Annotated in this window: 21 protein-coding genes; 7 read left to right on the plus strand and 14 right to left on the minus strand. The window is 36.4% G+C overall.

Annotation, left to right across the window (positions count from 1 at the left end; translation table 11 throughout):
- Positions 1-665 precede the first annotated feature (665 nt).
- A complete protein-coding gene (gene minD, locus EDC37_RS04025) occupies positions 666-1,454 on the plus strand; it encodes a septum site-determining protein MinD (protein WP_132548175.1) in 789 nt (262 codons plus the stop codon).
- Between the two features lie 106 nt (positions 1,455-1,560).
- Here the strand turns inward: minD and EDC37_RS04030 are convergent, their stop codons facing one another.
- The 3 genes from EDC37_RS04030 to EDC37_RS04040 all read right to left on the minus strand — a co-directional run bounded on the left by EDC37_RS04030 (position 1,561) and on the right by EDC37_RS04040 (position 3,973).
- A complete protein-coding gene (locus EDC37_RS04030) occupies positions 1,561-3,003 on the minus strand; it encodes an MFS transporter (protein WP_132548177.1) in 1,443 nt (480 codons plus the stop codon).
- Positions 3,004-3,081: 78 nt separating this feature from the next.
- Positions 3,082-3,663 carry a TetR/AcrR family transcriptional regulator gene (locus tag EDC37_RS04035; protein WP_132548179.1) on the minus strand — a complete coding sequence of 194 codons (582 nt, stop codon included), beginning with the start codon at positions 3,661-3,663 and terminating at the stop codon, positions 3,082-3,084.
- Between the two features lie 106 nt (positions 3,664-3,769).
- Positions 3,770-3,973: a tRNA pseudouridine synthase A gene (locus EDC37_RS04040; RefSeq protein WP_132548181.1), complete on the minus strand. Its 204-nt coding sequence runs from the start codon at positions 3,971-3,973 to the stop codon at positions 3,770-3,772.
- 123 nt (positions 3,974-4,096) lie between these two features.
- Between EDC37_RS04040 and EDC37_RS04045 the strand changes: the two genes are divergently transcribed.
- Complete coding sequence (locus tag EDC37_RS04045) at positions 4,097-5,335, plus strand: LL-diaminopimelate aminotransferase (RefSeq protein WP_132548183.1); 1,239 nt, start codon at positions 4,097-4,099, stop codon at positions 5,333-5,335.
- Positions 5,336-5,398: 63 nt separating this feature from the next.
- On the opposite strand, the gene truA is transcribed toward EDC37_RS04045, so the two are convergent.
- The 7 genes from truA to EDC37_RS04080 form a co-directional block, all read right to left on the minus strand.
- The gene (truA, locus tag EDC37_RS04050) at positions 5,399-6,169 is read right to left on the minus strand and encodes a tRNA pseudouridine(38-40) synthase TruA (protein WP_132548185.1); all 771 of its coding nucleotides are present in this window, start codon (positions 6,167-6,169) and stop codon (positions 5,399-5,401) included.
- A gap of 3 nt (positions 6,170-6,172) precedes the next feature.
- Complete coding sequence (locus EDC37_RS04055) at positions 6,173-6,976, minus strand: energy-coupling factor transporter transmembrane component T family protein (RefSeq protein WP_132548187.1); 804 nt, start codon at positions 6,974-6,976, stop codon at positions 6,173-6,175.
- Complete coding sequence (locus tag EDC37_RS04060) at positions 6,969-7,835, minus strand: energy-coupling factor transporter ATPase (protein WP_132548189.1); 867 nt, start codon at positions 7,833-7,835, stop codon at positions 6,969-6,971. Before EDC37_RS04060 ends, EDC37_RS04055 begins: the two co-directional genes overlap by 8 nt.
- A gap of 310 nt (positions 7,836-8,145) precedes the next feature.
- Complete coding sequence (locus EDC37_RS04065) at positions 8,146-9,663, minus strand: phosphohexomutase domain-containing protein (protein ID WP_132548191.1); 1,518 nt, start codon at positions 9,661-9,663, stop codon at positions 8,146-8,148.
- A 164-nt stretch (positions 9,664-9,827) separates the two neighbouring features.
- Positions 9,828-10,289, minus strand: a complete 462-nt coding sequence (gene rpiB / locus EDC37_RS04070) for a ribose 5-phosphate isomerase B (RefSeq protein ID WP_132548193.1) — start codon at positions 10,287-10,289, stop codon at positions 9,828-9,830.
- Positions 10,290-10,318: 29 nt separating this feature from the next.
- The gene (locus tag EDC37_RS04075) at positions 10,319-11,257 is read right to left on the minus strand and encodes a transketolase family protein (RefSeq protein WP_132548195.1); all 939 of its coding nucleotides are present in this window, start codon (positions 11,255-11,257) and stop codon (positions 10,319-10,321) included.
- Positions 11,254-12,084 carry a transketolase gene (locus tag EDC37_RS04080; protein ID WP_132548197.1) on the minus strand — a complete coding sequence of 277 codons (831 nt, stop codon included), beginning with the start codon at positions 12,082-12,084 and terminating at the stop codon, positions 11,254-11,256. Before EDC37_RS04080 ends, EDC37_RS04075 begins: the two co-directional genes overlap by 4 nt.
- A 428-nt stretch (positions 12,085-12,512) precedes the next feature.
- Here EDC37_RS04080 and EDC37_RS04085 point away from each other — a divergent pair, with 428 nt between their 5' ends.
- Positions 12,513-13,316, plus strand: a complete 804-nt coding sequence (locus EDC37_RS04085; protein WP_132548199.1) for a DeoR/GlpR family DNA-binding transcription regulator — start codon at positions 12,513-12,515, stop codon at positions 13,314-13,316.
- A gap of 39 nt (positions 13,317-13,355) precedes the next feature.
- Here EDC37_RS04085 and EDC37_RS04090 read toward each other — a convergent pair whose 3' ends face one another.
- Complete coding sequence (locus tag EDC37_RS04090) at positions 13,356-16,145, minus strand: sigma-54-dependent transcriptional regulator (RefSeq protein WP_132548201.1); 2,790 nt, start codon at positions 16,143-16,145, stop codon at positions 13,356-13,358.
- 509 nt (positions 16,146-16,654) lie between these two features.
- Between EDC37_RS04090 and EDC37_RS04095 the strand changes: the two genes are divergently transcribed.
- From EDC37_RS04095 to EDC37_RS04110, 4 genes are all read left to right on the plus strand, one after another.
- On the plus strand, positions 16,655-17,917 hold the full coding sequence (locus EDC37_RS04095; protein WP_132548203.1) for a PTS galactitol transporter subunit IIC: 1,263 nt from the start codon (positions 16,655-16,657) through the stop codon (positions 17,915-17,917).
- Between the two features lie 308 nt (positions 17,918-18,225).
- Positions 18,226-19,305 (plus strand): NAD(P)H-dependent glycerol-3-phosphate dehydrogenase, encoded by a 1,080-nt coding sequence (locus tag EDC37_RS04100; protein WP_132548205.1) that lies wholly within the window; start codon positions 18,226-18,228, stop codon positions 19,303-19,305.
- Between the two features lie 53 nt (positions 19,306-19,358).
- Positions 19,359-19,826: a PTS sugar transporter subunit IIA gene (locus tag EDC37_RS04105; protein WP_132548207.1), complete on the plus strand. Its 468-nt coding sequence runs from the start codon at positions 19,359-19,361 to the stop codon at positions 19,824-19,826.
- Between the two features lie 108 nt (positions 19,827-19,934).
- Positions 19,935-20,234, plus strand: coding sequence for a PTS sugar transporter subunit IIB (locus tag EDC37_RS04110; RefSeq protein ID WP_231039953.1), 300 nt, complete (start codon positions 19,935-19,937; stop codon positions 20,232-20,234).
- Between the two features lie 163 nt (positions 20,235-20,397).
- Here the strand turns inward: EDC37_RS04110 and EDC37_RS04115 are convergent, their stop codons facing one another.
- The 3 genes from EDC37_RS04115 to srlA form a co-directional block, all read right to left on the minus strand.
- Entirely contained in the window at positions 20,398-20,751 is a 354-nt protein-coding gene (locus EDC37_RS04115) for a PTS glucitol/sorbitol transporter subunit IIA (RefSeq protein WP_132548211.1), read from the minus strand.
- A gap of 167 nt (positions 20,752-20,918) precedes the next feature.
- Entirely contained in the window at positions 20,919-21,908 is a 990-nt protein-coding gene (srlE, locus tag EDC37_RS04120) for a PTS glucitol/sorbitol transporter subunit IIB (RefSeq protein WP_132548213.1), read from the minus strand.
- A gap of 15 nt (positions 21,909-21,923) precedes the next feature.
- Positions 21,924-22,451, minus strand: a complete 528-nt coding sequence (gene srlA / locus EDC37_RS04125) for a PTS glucitol/sorbitol transporter subunit IIC (RefSeq protein WP_132548547.1) — start codon at positions 22,449-22,451, stop codon at positions 21,924-21,926.
- Between the last annotated feature and the right edge of the window lie 243 nt (positions 22,452-22,694).

A 22,694-nucleotide genomic window follows, 5' to 3' on the forward strand; every position in this document is an offset into this window, starting at 1 on the left:
TATACTGCATGGGTGTCGAGCTCCTTTCTGTGATACTTCTCTATAGTAACACAAAAGCTTTCATCTATCACTGACAACTATGCTAACACACAGGGAATACAAGCCGGGCAATAAATAGAGTTATGTGCATATAATAATATAAATGTCGTTTACTGTAAAGGAAGTATACAAAACATCTATATTAAAAAAATAAAACAAAATATCTACAATAAGACTGCATATCTATTTTCGGAAGAAAAAAATTATTCAACCAAGAATAAAAGTAGATAAATCATTAAACTTTCTTTCATATATACTATCTAATATATTATATCAAAAACATATGACATTTTACTATAACAAAACCATACCAATTAAGTATTTTTCTTAAAGAAGAATCATAAAAATATTATTTGTATCATAAAAAATATTTATTTATGTTCTTAATCGAATCTAAAAATCACCTAATTATGTTATACCATAATGAATAATTAATTTCAATAAGGATTGTATCTTGGTCTATCCATTTATGTTATAATAAATGGAAATGTATATAACTATGTCTAATCGGGTTGATAATACGCCTTTTACTAAAAGACACGGCTGAAAAATTCTCTACCGTATCCTAAAATCAACTCAGTATCATTTTTTAACTACAATAATTATAACAGCAGGGAGGAATGAAATTGAACGAAATTATTGTCATTACATCAGGTAAGGGCGGTGTCGGTAAAACAACGACGGCAGCAAACATTGGTGCCGGTTTAGCCTCTCGGGGGAAAAAAGTTGCTCTTATAGATACGGATACCGGCCTGCGTAATCTTGATTTGGTATTAGGTGTCGAAAGCCATATATGCTATACGCTTATTGATGTTGCCAAAGGTAAGATTTCTTACGAAAAAGCTCTTATACGCCATCCCCAATACCAGACCTTATATCTTCTCCCTACATCACAAAAATACGACAAATCAGCAATTAACGGCAATGATCTCACAAAAATATGCAAACAAATGCGCAATAGCTTCGATTTTATTATCATTGATTGTCCCGCCGGTATTGAACAGGGCTTTAAGACAGCTATTGCTGCAGCTAATACGGCAATAATAGTAACTATGCCTGAAATGGCAGCCCTGCGTGACGCAGATAAAGTCGTAGGCGAACTTAACCGCGCTGATTTTACTGATATCAAGCTCATCATCAACCGTATCCGACCGGATATGGTTTCTCGTGGTGACATGCTTGATATAACTGATATCAAAGACATCCTTGGTGTAACCGTCATCGGCCAGATTCCTGACGAAGAAGCAATTATCAAAAGCACCAATAGAGGGCAGCCTGTCATAGAAGACAAGTCATCCCTTGCCGCCCAAGCCTATCGGGATATAACCTGCAGGCTTTGTGGTGAAACCGTCCCTTTTCTTGACCTTAGCTGTAAATCATCTTTTCTCGGTAAACTTAAGCACTTATTTAAATAGTATTTTAACTTGAGGGCATATCCTACAAAAAAGGATATGCTCTCTTTTTTTATTTTCCCATGCAAAACCTATCCCTTAATTTAAACTATCATTTTATATAATCTTTTTATTTTATCCTTATATTTTTAAACTTTTTTATCCCATTTTGGGTCTTGCTTATATTTTTAAATCGCAATGTCAGTGAGAGGACAAAAGCAATTGCAATAATAATGCTGGCAATAATTATCGCATAATGAAATCCGCTATAAAGTGCTTGGATTTGGGTTGCCGGTATATCCAATACTGCCGCTTTCTTTAGATAATTATTCTGCCCTGCCGTCATCAAGCCTACGAACAAAGGAGTACCAATAGCAGCTCCCAGTTGAATAAAAGTATTGATAATGGCAATCCCATGTGTTCGGTTTTCCGTTTCTAATTGGCTTAATGCATTTGACTGGTTAGGTGCCCATGCAAGAGCTATTCCAAAATAAACCAGTGTATTAATAACGGCAATTATGACTATAGGAGTAGTCGGCTGAATACGAGACAATAACAATAAAAACACACACATAATAAAAAAGCCAAGCGGAATGATTGTCTTCCCGCCAATTTTATCATAGATTTTACCGGAAACAGCAGTCATAACACTACACACCAAAACTGAGGGGAATAAAATCAAGGCCGCCATTAGCGAAGATAACGCTAAGCCATTTTCAAACAACATAGGTAAAATAATATTCATGGAAAATTGCACCATCTGCAAAACTATAATCAACACTGCGCCTAATGCAAAATAATATTTTTTAAAAACTCTTATGTTCAACATAGGTTGTTTTAACAATAACTGACGCCGGCAAAAAAGGGCTAATATAAAAATACTAACAGCAAAAATAACTACATTTGTCATAATAGGGAAAAAACTTATCATGCTTATGCCATAAACAATAAGGGAGAAGCCTACAGAGGATAACAGAATCGATTTATAATCTATTTGAGGCTTTGTAAGTTTTACGGTTTCCTTCAAATAAAGAGAGCCACCAATAATGCAAAACAAAATTACTGGACACAGCATAATAAAAAGTGCCCGCCAGCTAAAAAATTGTAAAATGAAACCAGATACAATAGGCCCAAGTGACGGTCCTGCTAAGACTACACAAGTACACAAGCCCATTACAAATCCCTGTTTTTCCGGTGGATTTATTGCCAGTGCCGCATTAATCATGATAGGGGCAAGCAGCCCTGTCCCAATTGCCTGAACCATCCTTGCCGCCAGTAAATTGGGGAAGTTAACAGCCAGACCAGCTAAAATTGTTCCTGCAAAAAAAAATGTCATAGCTCCCACATATAATTTTTTAGTAGTAAATGTATTTATCAGAAAAGCGGAAACTGGTACCATAATTGCCACAATCAATACGTATCCCGTAGACAACCATTGTATTGTAGTAGCTGTTACTTCCATTTCCACCATCATTTTTGATAACGCGACATTTAAAATTGTTTCATTAAATAACGATAAAAAACCGCCTAACAACAGCACCAACATCATTGCCTTTATATTAGTCTTATCCATTATAATAAACTTCCCCTTTTGTATTTAGACCAGTCAGTATATTTTAAATATAAAACAGCTATTTTATATTATTAAACCTTATGTAGTTTTATACGGCTTAATAATAACAGCAATTTGTTCAGCAACTGCTGCAAGAGTCGTCGTATCCTTTTTAGTGATAGAAATAGTAATTGCACCTTCTATCATTGCCTGGATCACCATTCCTAAGTTTTGGGCTGATTGTGGGAAAATGCCACTTTCCCTTAATTTTTCTGCATAAATTTTTTCTAGCTCTATAAAGGATTTCCGGCAAGCTTCCCTTAGTGTTTCACTAGACAGATACGTTTCCAGTGACAACAAACTTAAAGACACATTCTCCAATTTACCATCTTTTTTTATAGCCTTCTCCATATCTCTTATGACATTTTGTATTGCCAATATAGGGTCTGCATACACACTTAAGCTGGCTCTAATCTTGCTTTGTATTATATCGCTGGCCAATCCAATAGCCGCTAAAGCCAATTCTTCTTTTCCTTTAGGAAAATAATAATACAGTGACCCTTTTGGTGCATCGCTTTTTTTTAATATCTCATTTAAACCGGTTGCATGGTATCCCTGCATTTGAAAAAGTCTTGATGCCGCTTTAATCATTTTTTCCCGCGAATCAGTCCTAATATTCATTATTTGAGCCCTCTCTATTATAGTGATCGGTCTACATATTATAATTTATACTAAAATAAACGTCAAGATAATAACCAAAAACCTGCTTTACTTTTATACCATGGTGTCAATAATATACCTGCCAAAGTGTAAGCCCTGCTGCCGGTGCTGTCTTCCCAGCTTTATTGCGATCCCTACTTTGCACAATTTCAGCAAATTCTGCTGGTGAAATTCTCCCGTTCCCGACTTTTACAACAGTACCGATAATATTCCTCACCATATTTAACTGGGTATACTTATAACTGGATAGGGCAACGCAGAGGTGCAACATTAGATGATTACGCTGTCATTCCACACCGGCTATTTATGTAGAAAATGGTCAATAACTTGAAAAAAAGAATTTTTCATTTTATAATTTTATAATAGGAGAAATACTATCGATAGGAGTAATATTATGGGTGAAAATTTTATTCAACAATTATTTGCTCAGCGGATTGGTGGAAATCAATTTGGCAAAGATACAGTTATGTATAAATTTGAGAAAATAAAAAGAGCAAAAAGAGCAGCATGTGCAAAAAATCCTGAGGTAGAATTAATTGATTTAGGTGTAGGAGAGCCGGATTGGATGGCGGATTCCGAAGTGATTGACGTGTTGTATAATGAGGCCAAAAAAAGAGAAAATAAAGGTTATACGGATAATGGCATTCAAGAATTTAAAGATGCAGCAGTTGAATACATGGAAAAGGCATACAACATTTCTGGGTTAGATAATAAAAACGAAGTTAATCATGGTATTGGATCAAAACCAATTCTAGCTTTATTACCCTTGGCTTTTATCAATCCGGGTGATATTGCTATTATGACAGTGCCAGGTTATCCAGTATTGGGAACTATGACCAAAGCCTTGAATGGTGAAGTTGTTAACTTACCATTGCTGGCAGAAAATAGCTTTTTCCCAGACTTAGATTCGCTAACTTCTGAACAGCGTCGTAAAGCAAAATTATTATATATTAATTACCCTAATAATCCAACAGGAGCTACAGCGACTAGGGAATTTTTTGAAAAGGTAGTACGTTTTGCGCGAGAAAACGAAATTATTGTTGTTGCTGATGCTGCTTATGCAGCTCTTACTTTCGATGGTGAGAAGCCATTGAGTTTTTTGTCTGTTGATGGTGCAAAAGAGGTAGGAGTAGAAATTCATTCCTTATCCAAAGCCTACAATATGACTGGATGGAGATTAGCCTTTATTTGTGGGAATGAATTAGTTGTAAAAGCTTTTGCTGCTGTGAAAGATAATAACGATTCAGGGCAATTTGCTGCAATTCAAAAAGCTGGCATTTATTGCTTACAACATCCGGAAATTACAAAAAAGACTGCCTTAAAATATTCCCGTCGACATAACATGCTAGTAGAAACTCTTAAAAGTGTAGGTTTTTTAGTTAAAAAACCTAAAGCTTCTTTTTATCTTTATGTTCAAATTCCAAAGGGAACAAGCGATGGGAGAGTTTTCTCATCGGCAGAGGATTTTTCTGAATATCTAATTACTGAAAAATTAATTTCTAGTGTTCCTTGGGATGATGCTGGGCATTATATAAGATTCTCGGTTACTTTTGAAGCAAATGATGAAGAGGAAGAGGTCAGAATAGTTAAAGAGATTAAACGTCGGTTAATGGAAGAAAAGTTTATCTTTTAAGGGAGTGTTGTGAACGGTCAAATTAAATGTACCAAAAACCTGCTCTACTTTTATACCATGGTGTCAATAATATACCTGCCAAAGTGTAAGCCCTGCTGCCGGTGCTGTCTTCCCAGCTTTATTGCGATCCCTACTTTGCACAATTTCAGCAAATTCTGCTGGTGAAATTTTCCCGTTCCCGACTTTTACAACAGTACCGATAATATTTCTCACCATATGATACAAAAAGCCGTTGCCCCAAAAACAAAAAGTAAATATATCGCCCTTCTTTTGGCAGCTGGCTTCATAAAGTGTCCGTACAGGGCTGCCGGGTGCACCTCCCGCTGCCCGAAACGCGGAAAAATCATGTTTTCCCACCAGTTGGGAAAGAGCTTCCTGCATTGGTTCTAATTGCAGACTATATTCGTAATGCCAACTATAACGGCGTAAAAATGGATCAGGAATCTTATTGTGATGCAGTTTATAAATATATTTCTTTCGCTTAGCACTATGTAATGCACTGAAGTCCCGATCAACCACCTGCGCATCTGTCACTACTATATCCTTTGGTAATAAGCGATTTGCCGCTCTGGGAATATTTTCCAAAGGTATCATTCCGTCAGAAAAAAAATTTATTACCTGTCCTCTGGCATGGACGCCCGCATCTGTCCTGCCGGCAGCAGCGATCTCTATAGAATCACCAAAAATCGACGGTAACACTTCTTCTAATACATTTTGGACAGCTACACATTTATTTTGCCGCTGGAAGCCATGATAATTCGTCCCATCATATGCTACTGTCAGCTTCAGGTTACGACGTCTTTTTTTCATTTTCTCTTTATGTTCTGTTTTCATAATTTATATGCCCTCTATTTTGAAAAAAAGCAAGCATGCTATTATTGCGGCAAATATAACCATAAGGCAAAAATCCAAATTACCAATCTTCATTTCCTTCATGCGTGTCCGTCCCTGACCACCTCTATAGCACCGTGATTCCATAGCCATAGCCAATTCGTCAGCACGTCTGAACGCTCCCACAAAAAGGGGAATCAATATCGGCATCACATATTTCATTCGCTGCAATATATTGCCGGAAGAAAAATCGGCACCGCGTGATTTTTGTGCCTTTATAATTTTATCCGTTTCTGTTATGAGCGTAGGAATAAACCGCAAGGCAATAGTCATCATCATAGAAAGTTCATGCGCCGGTACCCCTATTTTTTTAAAAGGACTCAGCAGACTTTCCAGTGCATCAGTTAAGACCAGCGGAGAGGTGGTAAACGTTAGGATAGACGCCATAAGGACAAGCAATACTAACCGCAGTGTTATGAAAATTCCCTCAGACAAGCCTTCCCATGTAACAGAAAAAATCCATAGACTGGCTATCGTTTTCCCTTCCCCACTAAAAACATGGACAACGAATGTAAATAAAACTATCCAAAACATTGGTTTTAATGCTTTTAAATACATAATAAACGGTATCTTGGAAACAAGCATCAATGCAATATTTAAAAATATTAAAAGCGAATAATCGACTCTGCTGTCACATAGAAATATAGCAATAATCAAAATAAAAAGCATTATTATTTTTGCTCTTGCATCCATGCGGTGAAGAACAGAATTTTCTGGGAAAAATTGGCCAAGCATCATATCATTAAGCATTTTTCTTCCTCCTGCGATATGAGGCACAGATAGCGTCAGCAGCGGTTGCCACATTTAAGCAGTCCAGCTTGACCGGCAATGCTTTTTCATTAATTTTTTGTAATAATTGCGTCAAATGCGGTGCCCGCAATCCTGCCGAAGTTAAGATTTCTTTTTCCATAAAAATCTCCTGTGGTGCCCCATCCGCAACTATCTGCCCATCATTTAACACAACGATACGCCCTGCCAATCCTATTATGTCATCCATATTATGTGACACCATTATAATTGTAGTGTTTCCTTCACAATAAAGATCTTTTATGTTTTTTAATAAATCATGCTTTGCCTTCGGATCTAATCCCGCCGTAGGTTCATCCAAGACCAGATACTCCGGCTTTAACGCCACTATACCTGCAATTGCCACCCGTCTCATTTGTCCTCCGCTTAAGGCAAATGGTGAAACATCTTTGTACTGCGCATAATCAAGGCTAACAAAAGCCATTGCCTCTTTCACACGCTTGTCAACAGCAGCTTCTGCAAGACCAAAATTTCTAGGGCCAAAAGCAATATCAGCATAAACTGTTTCTTCAAAAAGCTGCGTTTCGGGATATTGAAAAACCATTCCAACAGATCGCCTGGCTTTAATTTTTCCTTTTCCCTTGCTGTTTATGTTCACACCGTCGACCTTCACTATTCCGGACGATGGTGCAATAAGGCCATTTAAATGCTGCATAAGGGTAGATTTGCCAGAGCCAGTATGTCCGGCTACCGCGACAAAACTGCCCTTTTCAATTTTTAGAGTAATTTTTTTCAGCGCATCTTTTTCATATGGAGTTTTTTTCATATATGTATAGGTAACATTTTCTATTTCAATAGCCACGTTTATTATCACCGTAATTTCATTTTATTATTGCTGTCGTCAAATATTATACCCCGCAAGTATTGTTAACGCAATTGCAATTGACGTTTACGTTCTATTATTTATTTAAGGAATGTTTCACAATTATGCAGTTTTGCTAAAGTAAAATTTGTCTTTGAGGTTACTTTAATTGACAAATATATATTATACCTGAATCCGACAAATATAAAAAGGAATGCCTTTTCTTAAAAAATGATATAATAATACGCCCTTCCCATAAAACAACATTTTATGGGAAGGACGTCAAGGTATAAACTACAAAAATTCTTTGTTATTTTTGTAAAGGACTTTTATCTAATTTATCAAAACCTGTCAGCAGTTCCAACATCATAGCTGTTATTTTGCCGCAATCCCCTGCACCGTCGCCTTCCACATTCAATGGCATTTTGGGGTCATGTAGTGACTGGCGCAAAAGCGCCCAACCATTCACGTCTCCCTTAAAGGATAAGCGCACACCTTCATAGGATGGTTTTACCACTGTATAACCTTTTGCTTTAGCGCGTTCTTCAAAGGTCTTTAATACCATTTGCCCATAGGTTTTAAAATCTTCGCAATTTATAGCCATACGGTATTCAGCTTCTTCGAAAATTGGTTTAAGTTTTTCTATAAGGCTTTCTATCGATTTATTTTCTTTTTTGGCAACAGCAGCAGCTATTAAAAGCTTAACCGCAAGATATGCGCCATCATCAAGATAATAATTTTCTTTAAGTGCTCCATGCCCACTTGTTTCTATGGCCAGCGGAGATACCTCACCTTTAGCGTTTAGGCGCTTACATTCATTGATGACATTTTTGTAACCACGCATATACCGATGATGTTTCAGATGAAGTTCATTTTGTAAAAAGTCTGTAAGTTTATCAGATGTTACCGAATCCGTAATGATAGTTGATCCCGGATAAGCAGGAGCCAGAATTGCTGACATCATTGCAATAAGAGCGTCGCGGTTTATTTCTTTGCCATCAGCTAAAACAGCAGACATACGGTCTACATCCGTATCAAAAATAAGTCCTAAGTCAGCCTTATTAGTGATAACCGCGTTGCGTATAGCCTCCATAGCCTGTTTATTTTCTGGATTAGGTATATGATTAGGAAAATGTCCATCAGGGTTCAAAAACTGACTGCCTGTAGTATCCGCCCCTAATTGGTCCAATACTTTTTCTACGAAAAAGCCACCAGCCCCATTACCCGCATCAACAACTATATGCAGTCCATTAAGCGGATGGCAATGATCTGTAGCATTTATACCTTTGCGTATCTTTTCGCAGAGGTCTTTTGCATAGATATCAATAAGATTACATTTTTTTACATCTTCCAATTTGGGATCAACAACTGCTGTCTGTACTGCTATCTCCAACATATCTGTCAGATCACTTTTTTCCATTCCTCCATCAATAGTGAAGAACTTTAATCCATTGCGATTAAAGGGTAAATGACTGGCTGTTATCATTATTGCCCCATCAAACTTTGTTTGTTCATATACCAATGACATAAACATTGCCGGTGTCGTTGCCATACCACAGTCATAAGCTTTCGCGCCATTACCCAAAACAGCTTTCAAGACTTGTGCTTTTAAAGTATTGGCAGATATACGAGAATCGTGACCCACCGCAATTTTTAATTCAGTAACTTTTTTACCTAATTTATTAGCAAGCCATTTAACAAACGCACCTGCAATACGATTAACATATTCTTCCGTCAAAGTTACCGGTTCACCTTTTACACCTTCCAAGGCTGTACCTCGTACATCACTGCCATTTTGCAGACTTAATATTGCTTTCTCATCTGACATCAAAACCCTTCCCCTCATTTTTAGTATATTCTAAAAAAATACAAACTACTATATTATCATAATAACAGTTTTATTATAGTTATGAAAGAAAAAGAGCGTAAAATGATAACACCCGTACTCATTTTACGCTCCCATCCACAGCTCCTAAAAAACATCACACTTGATTATTTTGCTGCTTTGATATGTTCCTGTTCCAATTCATTGATGCGCATTACTTTAGGCTGTGATCTGGATTTTTCTGAGTATTCAGAGTCGAGCCATGTATCGAGTAAAGCTTTTGCCAATTCAGTACCAATAACACGTTCTCCCATGCAGATTATCTGGGCATTGTTACTCATTCTGCTGCGCTGTGCCGAAAATTGATCATGACATACTGCTGCACGTACACCAGGAACTTTATTGGCACATATGCACATACCTATACCTGTACCACAAACGAGTACTGCACGTTTATACTTACCCTGAGCTACAGCATCTGCCACTTTGTAAGCAACATCCGGATAAAGAATTACTTCGCCCTTACCAGCACCAAAATCATCAACTTCATAGCCTTTTGATTCTAAATGTTCCTTTAAAACGATTTTTAAATTATATGCTGCTTCGTCGCAGCCGATAGCGATTTTCATAACATTTTCTCCTATCTTTTCTACACAAATTATTTCAAATACTCGCTTACTTTTTTATCTATACCTTCAGCATCAAGGCCAAATTCATGCAATAAACCTACTGCTGGGCCAGAATGTCCAAAGCAATCATTTACACCAATACGCAGTACAGGAGTAGGACAATTTTCTGAAAGAACTTCACATACAGCGCTGCCCAAGCCGCCAATAATCGAATGTTCTTCCACTGTTATAATTTTTCCTGTTTTCTGTGCTGCTTCAATAACCAGTTCTTTATCAATAGGTTTTATTGTATGTATATTTATGACACCCACATCTAAACCTTTTTGTGCCATTTTTTCAGCAGCCTCAATAGAAGCTCCTACACAAAGCCCTGTTGCTATAATAGTGGCATCTTTTCCTGCACGCATTACAACGCCTTTGCCTATTTCAAATTTATAACTAGGCTTATCATTAATAATAGGAATAGCCAATCTGCCAAAACGCATATAAACAGGGCCGTCATAATTATATGCAGCTTCAACGGCAGCTCTTGCTTCAATATCATCAGAAGGATTGATAACTACCATTCCCGGTATAGTGCGCATCAGTGCTATATCTTCGTTACACTGATGTGTTGCTCCGTCTTCACCGACAGAAATCCCTGCATGGGTAGCACCTATCTTTACATTGAGATGCGGATAGCCGATAGAGTTTCTGACTTGTTCAAATGCACGTCCAGCAGCAAACATCGCAAAAGTACTTACGAATGGCACTAAGCCTGTCGTGGATATTCCAGCAGCGATTCCCATCATATTTGCTTCAGCAATACCACAATCGTAATGACGATCAGGGACAGCTTTTTTAAATATGCCTGTTTTGGTGGCAGCCGCCAGATCAGCATCCAAAACAATTATATTATTATGTTTTTTATATAATTCTACAAGTGCATTACCATAGCTTTCTCTTGTAGCAATTTTAGCTGCTGTCATGCCAACGCCTCCCCATTCTTTTCCAATTCAGCCATAGCTTGTTTATATTGTTCCTCGTTAGGAGCTTTTCCATGCCAACCCACAGCATTTTCCATAAACGAAACGCCCTTGCCTTTTACACTTTTAGCAATAATGGCTGTAGGTTTTCCTTTAGTTTCCCGTGCTTCTTTAAAAGCTGCCCTAATTTGGTCAAAATCATGGGCATCAATATTTATCACATGGAAATTAAAAGCCTTAAATTTTTCATCAATTGGATATGGTGAGCATATTTCCTTAACAGATCCATCAATTTGCAGATTATTATTATCAACTACCACGGTCAGATTATCAAGCCCATGGCTGCCCGCAAACATCGAAGCTTCCCATACTTGCCCTTCCTGTAATTCACCATCACCGAGCATAGCATATACGCGAAAATCCTTCTTTTGCACTTTTGCAGATAAAGCCATACCTACAGCGGCAGAAATTCCCTGTCCAAGAGAACCGGTTGACATATCAACACCAGCTGTGTGTTTCATATCAGGATGTCCTTGCAGATACGAATCAATGTGGCGAAGTGTCTTCAAATCTTTTGAAGGGATATATCCTTTCAGTGACAATACAGCATATAGTCCTGGTGCCGCATGTCCTTTTGAGAGAACAAACCTGTCTCTATTCGGATCTTTTGCCTTTTGGGGATCTACATTCATTTCTTCAAAATAAAGATAAGTTAAAATATCAGCTGCTGACAATGAACCACCTGGATGACCAGATTTTGCGTTATATGTCTCAATTATGATATCTTTGCGCAATTCATTAGCAGTTTTTTTCAAAGCTACATTATCCATTTTGAACCTCCTTATAAATTACCAGTCAAAACTGGATGTTGGCTATAAATACAAAACTTTATCGAAAAAAGTACAGTACAACATTCATTAGAATAACTTTCAGGCTATCGAATGAGGTTGTTTATTCCTAATAATTTCTTCTGTTCGTTATTGTTTAATTTCTTTTACGGTTTTTTAACTCTATTTCATGTTTTTATTATAGCAAAAAAAAAATCTTTTTCAAGTATTTTTTTGTCTATATCGTTATTTTTTCCTGTAATTTTATTTATTTCTTATTTTTATTTTCACATTCTTATCTTTATTATTTTTTTTTGTGGAAATTGAGCAGAAAACGATTGTCAAAATTTCCGCATTGCTATATAATATAACAAATTAGTCATTTGATTATACTATTCAAAATACTTTACTATCCGAGGGGGGTTTACGTTATGTTTGCTATAGAGCGGCAAAACATCATCTTAGAACATATACGGGAACATGGTAAAATAACGACACAGCAAATATGCGAGAAATTCACAGTTTCAGCAACAACGGCAAGAAATGACATGAAAGAATTAGAGGAAAAAAACCTTATAACAAGGACGCATGGTGGTGCTACCCTGACTGACCGGCAATTGATAGCTCCATCTGCTATTCCGCATTCTTTCCAAGAGGAAGAAGACAGTTACAGTTTTCTTTCCCGTGAAAAAAAATGTATGGATGAAAAAGAACATATTGCTTCCAAAGCTCTTTCATATATTACAGAACGGGGATCAATTTACTTAGATTCTGGTACGACAGCTCTTGTCATGGCAAAAAAACTGGCCACTATGCAAAAAAAATTAATTGTCGTAACCCACGGCCTACATATCATGTCTACCTTGATTACCAATCCTGATATCACAGTCATATTTGTCGGTGGTATTGTTGGTAAGGACGCAGCTTATATTGAAGGAACACTTGGCGCTGGTATTTTTGACAATCTCAACATTGACCTTGCCTTCGTTTCCGGCTACGGCATGACAATAAAATCCGGACTTACTGATTTCAATCCATATGAAGTAGAATTAAAACGTATAGTAGTTAAGCATTCCCATAAAATAATCGCCCTTGTCGATTCCTCAAAATTTGATGTTGTTTCCACTGCTAACTTTTGCCCTACAGAAAGCATAGATACGATTATTACTGATCCTAAAGTTTCTCCCAATATAATTCAGGAATACCAAAATAAAAACATCAATATTGTTTACTAAAATACTCCAAAAAAAGAATGGCGATTGCCATTCTTTTTTTTATTTTATATGCGTGGTAATTATTTTTATAATGTATGCGATCTCATCTTTGCTTATATTTATATCATATTCTTTTTCGAGTGGTTCCAAGGCTTTATGTATGCTTTTAAATAATTCTTTATTTTCTACATAAAATTCTTCCAAATTATCAAATTTAACATTTATACCGCCTATACATCTATCCAATACACACCCCATATGAAGGACCATATCCAATACCATATTTTTATTTTTCTCAGAATAATGCAGTTCTTCAATAAAATTACGTATTTGAAAAATAGCATGTCGTGGATTAACAAATTTTACATATTTTTCTAAAAGATCTTTAGCAGTTTCGTATAAAGTTGGTATTTGCAACGATTCTGGTAAGGAAAATGGTCCTTCAATGTTACCGTCAAGCAAATGGAAAAACAGTTGCTGCGTCTGTTCCTGTAAAAGCTGATTGATAGGGAAAAACGGTACTGGCAACTGCGGATCTATATTACCCACTACGGCCGCCACATAATAAAATTCTCCAGTCTGTTCGAATATTTCCCTAGCGTTTATATAATCCGCCGTTATTACCTTTATTGAATTGGTATAATATTTTTCCAAAAGTTCATCAAGCATATTTTTTATCATCATGCTGCTGCCTTTACCCGTGGCACATACTGCCAATATTGCAATTGGCTTTCGTTTTACAGTTTCTGTCATTTCTCCTTGTTGCGGATTTTTTCGTGTATACACTTCATCGATATCATCCATATCATAAAGGACATGACGCAGTACTTCTAAAACTATGGGTGTAGATACAGTTTTTATAAGCCTAATCTTTATTCCCGTATCGGCAGTCAATCGTTTATCAAAAAATAAAAGCGAACCCATGTCGACTAATAGAATAATTCCCTTCCCTTTATTTATCGCCAATGCCATTGATTTAAGCTTTCCATATGTTTCATCTATACTCTGGTTCAATGGCATATCTATTGCTTTAACAAGATCTGTATTAAGCAGCGCATTACACGTATTAGCCATACTTGTAGCCGTTGAGTCCCCATGGCAGATAATAATCATGCCTATTTTACTGCTATCGGCCTCCACTCTACTATGATATAATAGCAACGCTAAAAATCCTTTTTCACTCTCAGGTACTATTAACCCAAATTTATCGCTCAGCATTTCCACCATTTTATCAGCTACTCTAAATTCTTCTGGATGTTCTGTCCTTATTCTATACAAATGTTGATCATCATCTATTACTTTTTTATCAACTCTTTTAATTAATGCTTGGATATGCATTGATAATCCAAATAAAAAATAATTTTTAAAATTCACCTGTAATTTATTTCTTGCGTATTCTATAAGCTGCATTGTAGTATCTATAACTTCTTTGGGCACCAATTTATAAAGATTCGTTATTTTGGAATGTGTATTAGCAAAATATTTATTAACACTACTTAGATAAGTATCTATTTCATTTTTTAGTACATCCGTTGTATTTTCAATGGTCACGCCTTCTTCTTTAAGATTTTTTAATTTACTTAGGATTATGTCATAGATATCATTTTCTACCTCATCAGACATAATTTCTGGATTTTCTTGAGGTAATATACTTATATCTTCTGAAAACATATCAAGATATCGTGTTATACTTTTATCCATTTTTACATAATTGAATAAGACATTACGTATATCTTTATTCAACATTTGATAGCCCACATAAATGGCCTGATTGTTTTGCAAATATTGTAAAAAAGCATTTGCGCAGAGAAGTTTAATTTCCGAACGCAATTGCCCTATATTACCACCTTTAAATTCATACAAAGCTAATGCTTTTAAAACTTCCGGTGCAATATTTATTGGTCTTTGCAAATTTATAGCTTCAAAGCGGAAAAACTGTTCTATAATTTCCACTTTTTCTGCAATGGGCTTTTCTTTATAGCTAGGAAGAATTATATTCACCGGTACCCGTCGCACAAAAGTATTTAATAATACGGTGGAAGGATCCTCTGTAGTTGCTGCAATAATTAATATATTACTCTTTCTTTTATTTCCATCACCCAGCCTTTTATATTCGCCCTTGTCCATTAAATAAAAGAGCATTTCTTGTCCGTCAGGTGGAAGCCTATGAACTTCATCCAAAAATAAAATTCCACCATCAGCTTGTTCTACCAATCCTGCTTTATCTGAATCCGCACCTGTAAATGCATTTTTTGCGTGTCCAAACAACTGCGATAATAATAACTGTGGATTATTAAAATAATCTGCACAATTAAATGTTACAAATGGATACTGTTCCACTGTTTTTTTATTCACCAACGTACCATAAGCATGCATCGCTTGGGCAAAAGTAGTTTTACCTACACCGCTTTCTCCCAAAAGCAACGTATGTAATCCGCGTGGAGGATATACGATTGCGGCTTTTGCCTGCCGTATCTGATAAAGTAAACTACCATTATACCCAAGCAATCTCATAAATGGATCTTCTGTTGCTATTTGTCTATCAATAATAGACTCCTTTAATTCTGTCAATGTGTACATATTTTTTTCTTTAATTCCATATTTTTCACACATACGGCAGATAATTTCATATGGTAGAAAAGTTACTGGTCTGCTGTTTATTTTTATTACCATGCCATCCTTCCACATAGTATTTAAAATACTGCTGGCATTATTACGTAATATACCGAAATGTTCTTGTATCTCTCCTGCCTGTACCCCTGGATTATCCTCATTCTTTATAGACTCTATTATTTCCCCAAATACACATTTTTCTTTAATATAATTACTAACCAAATCTACTTGTCGCATAACTATCCTCCTATATGATCACTAAAAACCATAGAACAATGATATTTTCCCCTTTACACGCTAGGAAAAAATCCAGTAACGCAGATAATCGTAAAGGAATATTTCTTATTTAATTCTTAATAAACTAATTTTTTCGAATTATATGCACTATCATTTTTATATCTATACACTACCACATTTCATGAATTTTGTGTATATTTTTTTCGTTAATACCTTTTAAAATATGGTATACACTATTTTGGCACGCATTTTGCATTATTTAGATTGTGAAGTTAAAGTTATCATGCTATTTACTTGCAAGTACTATTTCTGCTGATCTACTTAACATTTTCCCTACTTCAGTAAGCAGTCAAAATTTAAAGGTATATATTTTTGTAACTTCTATTATGCTTCTTATGAAATTAATAGTTAATTCATTATGCTTACACAATACAATATCTTATTATTTCAAAGACTGCCCATGTTACGACATGGCAATGATATTTTAAAACCAAAGGAGAGAAAATTCCATGGACGCAATTCAAAATCTTATACGTTTCATTTTGGATTTAGGCGCTACTGTAATGATGCCTATAATCATAATGCTTTTGGGCTTAGGATTAAGGCAAAAGTTTTCGCAAGCTATTCGTTCAGGTTTAACCGTTGGCATGGGTTTTGCCGGTATATTTTTGGTAATAGGTCTTTTTTCAAGTAATCTTTCTCCCGCAGCCAAAGCTATGGTAGAAAATTTTGGTCTCCATCTTGATGTCCTTGATGTCGGCTGGCCCGTACATGCCGCAATAAGTTTCGGTACACCTATAGTGCCAATCGTATTCATTATGGGCGTATTAATAAACATCATAATGCTGACAATGAATTGGACTAAAACGATGGATATTGATTTATGGAATTATTGGCATTTCATCTTTGCTGGTGGTTTAGTAATGTACAAGACAGGAAGCACCGTCCTTGGCATCATCGCTTCTTGTATAACAATTATCATCGTTCTCAAATTAGCTGATTATACCCAACCTTATGTTGAAAAATATTTTGGTATGCCGGGGATCTCTCTACCACATACAGAGGATGTCGGTTGGGCTCCAATATGTATTTTGCTCAATAAAATAATTGATAAAATTCCTGTTATAAATAAAATCGAACTTAATCCACAGTCAATCCAAAAACATTTTGGTGTAATGGGTGAACCCATGTTTATAGGCCTTGTACTTGGCGGTTTTATTGGATTTTTAGCTGGCTATGATTCTAAGGGAATTATTCAACTAGGTATTAATATGGCTGCTGTTATGTTTTTATTACCACGCATGTCAAAAATACTCATGGAAGGCCTTATGCCTTTATCAGATAGTGCCCGTGAATTTTTGAACAGCAGATTTCCTGGCAAAAAAGTTTTTATCGGTCTTGATTCAGCCGTTGTAGTCGGCAATCCCTCAGTAATGGCAGTATGTCTGTTGATGATTCCTATCACATTACTGTTAGCAGCAATATTGCCTGGTAACCGCATAATGCCCTTCACTGATTTAGCTGGTTTATGTTTCTGTCTTCTCTGGGCCGTAGGTGCTTCACGCGGCAATGTATTTCGTGGGCTTATCATCAGCACGATACTTATGATTTTCATTCTTTATATTGCTACAGATATAGCTCCAGTAAGTACAATAATGGCTAAAGAAGTTGGTTTTCCTTTCCCCGAAGGCACACTTGCAGTATCTTCTCTTGATGGTGGATCACATTTCATTCCTTATATAATTTATAAAATCATTGCTTTTTTCCAATAGTATCATTATAAAAATATATCCATCGTCAAACTTTCTACTAATTTTGGTTATTAGGCAAACAAAAAGGCATGGAATAGATTCCTCTATTCCATGCCACTAACCTAAAGACGAGGTAAACTTATGTTTCTTATTCAAACAATGCGTATAATGGCAGGTCCTTATCTATGTAATTTGGCAGATATGTATTATGCAAACCAAGACATATTAAACACAATCGTCGTATTATGCGGCGCTGCCTGGATATTTTACAAACGATATACACAAAAAACATCTGTGTAAAAATAATAATATAAAGGAGTAATGTAAAAATGGCAAAAATAACAGTCATCGGTGCAGGTGCAATGGGAAGTGCTTTTACCAAACCTATAGCGGATAATGGTAACGATGTAAGATTATGGGGTTCCCCTCTTGATAATTCTATAATAGATAGTCTTAAAGCTGGTAAAAACCATCCCAAACATAACTATCCCTTACCAAAATCTGTTAAATTTTTCTATCATAATGAATTAGCAGAAGCGCTTAAAGATACTGATGTTGTAGTAATGGCAATTACTTCTGATGCCTTAGGTACTGTTTTTGAACAGGTGGTTCCTTACTTAAAACCTGGGATGCTGGTAGGCAGTGTAACCAAAGGTTTTAACTATGATAAATCAGGTAAAATAGTACTTTTACCCAATATTTTAGCAGAACGCCTCCCCAGCAGGTTAAAACAACAAATAGATTTTGTTTTTGTTGCCGGTCCATGTAAAGCTATTGAAGTATTATGGGGTGTTCCCACATCTGTAACTTATGCCAGCACTAATATCAAGGCTGCGGTAAAATTACGTACTCTAGCTGAAACAGAAGTATATAATATCGATACGACAGACGACGTAACCAGCACCGAACTTTGTGCTGCCATGAAAAATGCCTATTGTGTAGGTCTAGGCATGGCTGAAGGTTTTCCTCAGCAAAAAGGAGGATTTCTTCACAAAAATACTAAAGGCGCATTATTTACATATGCTGTTACTGAAATGGGCATTTTTGCAAAAGCGCTTGGTGGAACACTGGGACCAGTGCTCGGCCTGCCTGGTATGGGAGACTTAGAACTTACCGGTGAAGCGGGTCGTAACCGCACTCTAGGTGAAGCTATTGGCAGCGGATTATCTGCAAGTCAAGCAATTGCCAAGATGAAAGAAAATGATATTACCGTAGAAGGTTATCCTGCCATAAAATTCGGTTATCTATTAATGAAATCCTTAGAAAAAGAAGGGAAAATACCTTCTGCCAGCATGCCATTACTGTCTGGATTATACGACATACTTTATAATGATGCGGCCGGTTATGAATCAATTAAAAAGCTTGTCAAGCTCTGCACTGCTGCCAACATCAGCAACAGAAAAATGTAATATGCGGGGAGGTGAATCGTCTATTATAAAAAACAAATAATAGACAACGTTTTATGGAAAAAACATTTCAATTTGATACATCTGTAAATCAAATAGCATTGGAAGCCAATAATGCAAAAGACGCACTAAAAAAAATTAGTTCTTTATTATATGACTTTGGTTATGTAAAAAGCACTTATCCAGAAGCAATAATTACTAGGGAAAAATCTTTTCCCACAGGGCTTCCTTTCGAAAAATGTGGTATTGCTCTTCCGCACACTGATTGTTGCCACGTAAATAAACCCATGATCTCTATTTCTACACTAAAAACTCCTGTCGTCTTCAAAAATATGGGAGACGCTAGTCAAGATGTATCTGTAAAAATGATTTTCATGCTTGCTATGAAAAAAAGTGAAAATCAGCTTCAATTATTATCTGAACTCATGGAAAATTTGCAGGATAATATTCTCATGGAAAATCTGCTTCAAGCACATTCTTCAGAAGAACTTACAAAACTCATGTCAGGAAGAATAACTGTATAAGTAAAAACAATTTCACTTATATCGACTGCTATTGATTAATGATAGATTAATGATAATTAATATATTTATTTAAATAAAATTTAAAAAGAAAAAAGAGAGGTATTTATAATGAAATACAGATTATTAGCCATATGTGGCTCAGGTATCGCCACTTCAACAGTTGCCGCTGAAAAGTGCCGCAAACTTTTAACAGAAAAAGGGATTGACGTAGAAGTTCTCGAATGCAATGCCACTGATATAACAGCCAAGCTATCCACTTTTCAACCACATGTAGTAGTTCCGACAACCACGATTTCTGACTCTATGCTCGGTGGTGTAAAAAGATTTCCAGGACTTCCTTTCATCACAGGTATAGGTACTGAAAAAGTCGTAGATGACATTGCTGAATATTTAAAGAGTATAAAATAATACGTTCCCCATATGCTTGCACCATGTTATATATAGTATGTTAGATAAACTGTTTTCAATAGTATAAACTTTTTTACTAATGCAAAAGAGGAAACCATTTAAAAATAGTTTCCTCTTTTATGCATTCCCACTTGCTACTCATTACTGCCATTCATCTAATATTTTAGCCAATTGTAATAATATCACCAATTTTAGGTACTGGTGCACCATCACCGCTGAGATTTATCTGTCCTGGTAATTCAACTTCAGCTTTGTCAGTAAATTTCAATGTACAATGTCCCAATGTCTTTAATGTATGCTGTGCTTCTTCACCTACAGCAGTTACCGTATAGGTTTTTTCACCTATTACAAATTTATCTCCTACAGCCACTGGTTCACTGAGTTCTCCTTTAGTATGCATAAAACATACTTCGGCTAATGCTTCCATTTCACATTGCTCAAATATAACCATGTCACCGGCTTCCAATAAATCCCCTGCTAACGGTCCAATACTAGTTATTTCTACACTGTACTTCAAACTGACCACTCCTAAAATATTACTTTAATTTTCAAATTGTATTATTTGCTATTACCATCCAGATATCCTTTTTATAAAAAAATATCAGTTTAAGTATTTATCACTTAAACTAAACAAACTCAGATGAGTGCCGATATGCTCCCACCTGAATTTGCTGTGAAATTTTATTATGCAAATAAGCCAATGCCTACAAAATATGCCACAATAACACCTATTGGTCCGCCAACAGCACGCGACATAAGTATCGCCGGTACACCTATATCAACTGTTTCCGGTTCTGCTTCCATAAGACTCAGGCCTACCGGCATAAAGTCACAACCGACCTGTGAATCTATTGCAAACAATGCTGGAAGGGCAAACTGTGGTGAAATTGCCCCTGCCCCAATCTGTGTCCCGATAAGTACGCCGATAACCTGGGCAATAACTGCACCTGGGCCAAGCATCGGCGAAAGAATAGGCAAAGAACAAATTACTGATATAACGAACAATCCCGGTAATGAACCTGCATACGGTGAAAGATGTACCGCTATAAAATCGCCAAGGCCAGAACCCATTATCAATCCTATAATCATACTGACAAAGGCCATAAACGGCAGTATTGTCTTGATAACCATGTCTATCGTATCGCGACCTGCTTGGAAAAAGATTGCTATTACACTACCAGCAGCCTTACCGAATCTTGTAAGTATATTTCCTTTTCCTGATGACGTTCCTGCCGGTGCGGCAGTTTTTGTTGCTGGTGTTGCTGCTGTCGGTGCTGGCTGTGGTGTGCTTGCCGCAGCTCCATCGGCAGTCACTGCGCTTATACCGTCTTCTTTTACATCTGATACATATATTGTTTCATTTATGAATGCTGCTAAAGGCCCTGATTTTCCTACCGGTGTTAAATTTACTGTAGGGATCCCTTTTTTCGGATATATACCACAGCGTAAAGTACCACCGCAATCTACAATTGCCACTGCTATTTCTTCATCTGGTACGCCATTTTTGAAACCATCAATTAATTCTGCACCTAATATTTTCGCTATTTTATCTGCTATTGCTGGTTTTTCACCACCAGTTATATATACGACTTTGTTTCTGGTTCCCTCCAGTTTTATGGTGAGCGGCCCGCCAAAACCGTTTGGTCCTCTTTCTATTCTAACTGCATTAGCCATTTTTTATATCCTCCTTTATACCTGCATACCTTTTTTCTTCATCATATACAGTGTGATCTTTTCTGTAATAATACCGCGAATCAATATTACAATTACACCTGCTATAAAGTACCGCACAGCAAGCTCACTTGTATCTAATCCCAGCTGGGTAATACCGTTTGCAATACCAAGCCACACAAAAAGTTCTGCCGGGTTAGCATGTGGGAAAAGACCAGTTATCGGATGACAAAAGCTAATACATGAATCCATAAAGGCCGGTTTGTACTTCTCTGGCAGGAAACGTCCTAACGTATATGCCATGGGGTTGCCCAAAAAGAACATGGCAATTACATTAAAAACAGTATAACGCAGAATAATATTTTTGCTTGTCAACTTAGCAAATTTATTTATCCTTTCCTGTCCCAAAATATTTATAAATGCATTAATAGCTGTAATAAGCGCTATCAATGTGGGCAGCATACCGGTAACCATACCAACGAAGCTCTCCCCGCCTTTATGGAAAAGGCCGATAAACCCTGCTGCCAATACCCCCAAATACTGCATAATCCCTGTTACTCCATCCATCTTTGTTCCTCCTCAATATTTTTTACGAACTTTGATAACCCCTTTGTGTAAGAAAGAATTTGCACTCCCTTCAACGATAGATTTATGTAAATGCCTACAGTCTACACTTGTTAGTTATTTAAATACACAAACAATTTCTCCACTTTTACTGTATAATCATTGCAATACTTATATTAATTATTATAAATTAGATATTGCAAATTTTCTAACTATTTTATAAGT

The sequence above is a fragment of the Pectinatus cerevisiiphilus genome, assembly GCF_004341685.1.
In the GTDB taxonomy this organism is placed as follows: Bacteria; Bacillota; Negativicutes; order Selenomonadales; family Selenomonadaceae; genus Pectinatus; species Pectinatus cerevisiiphilus.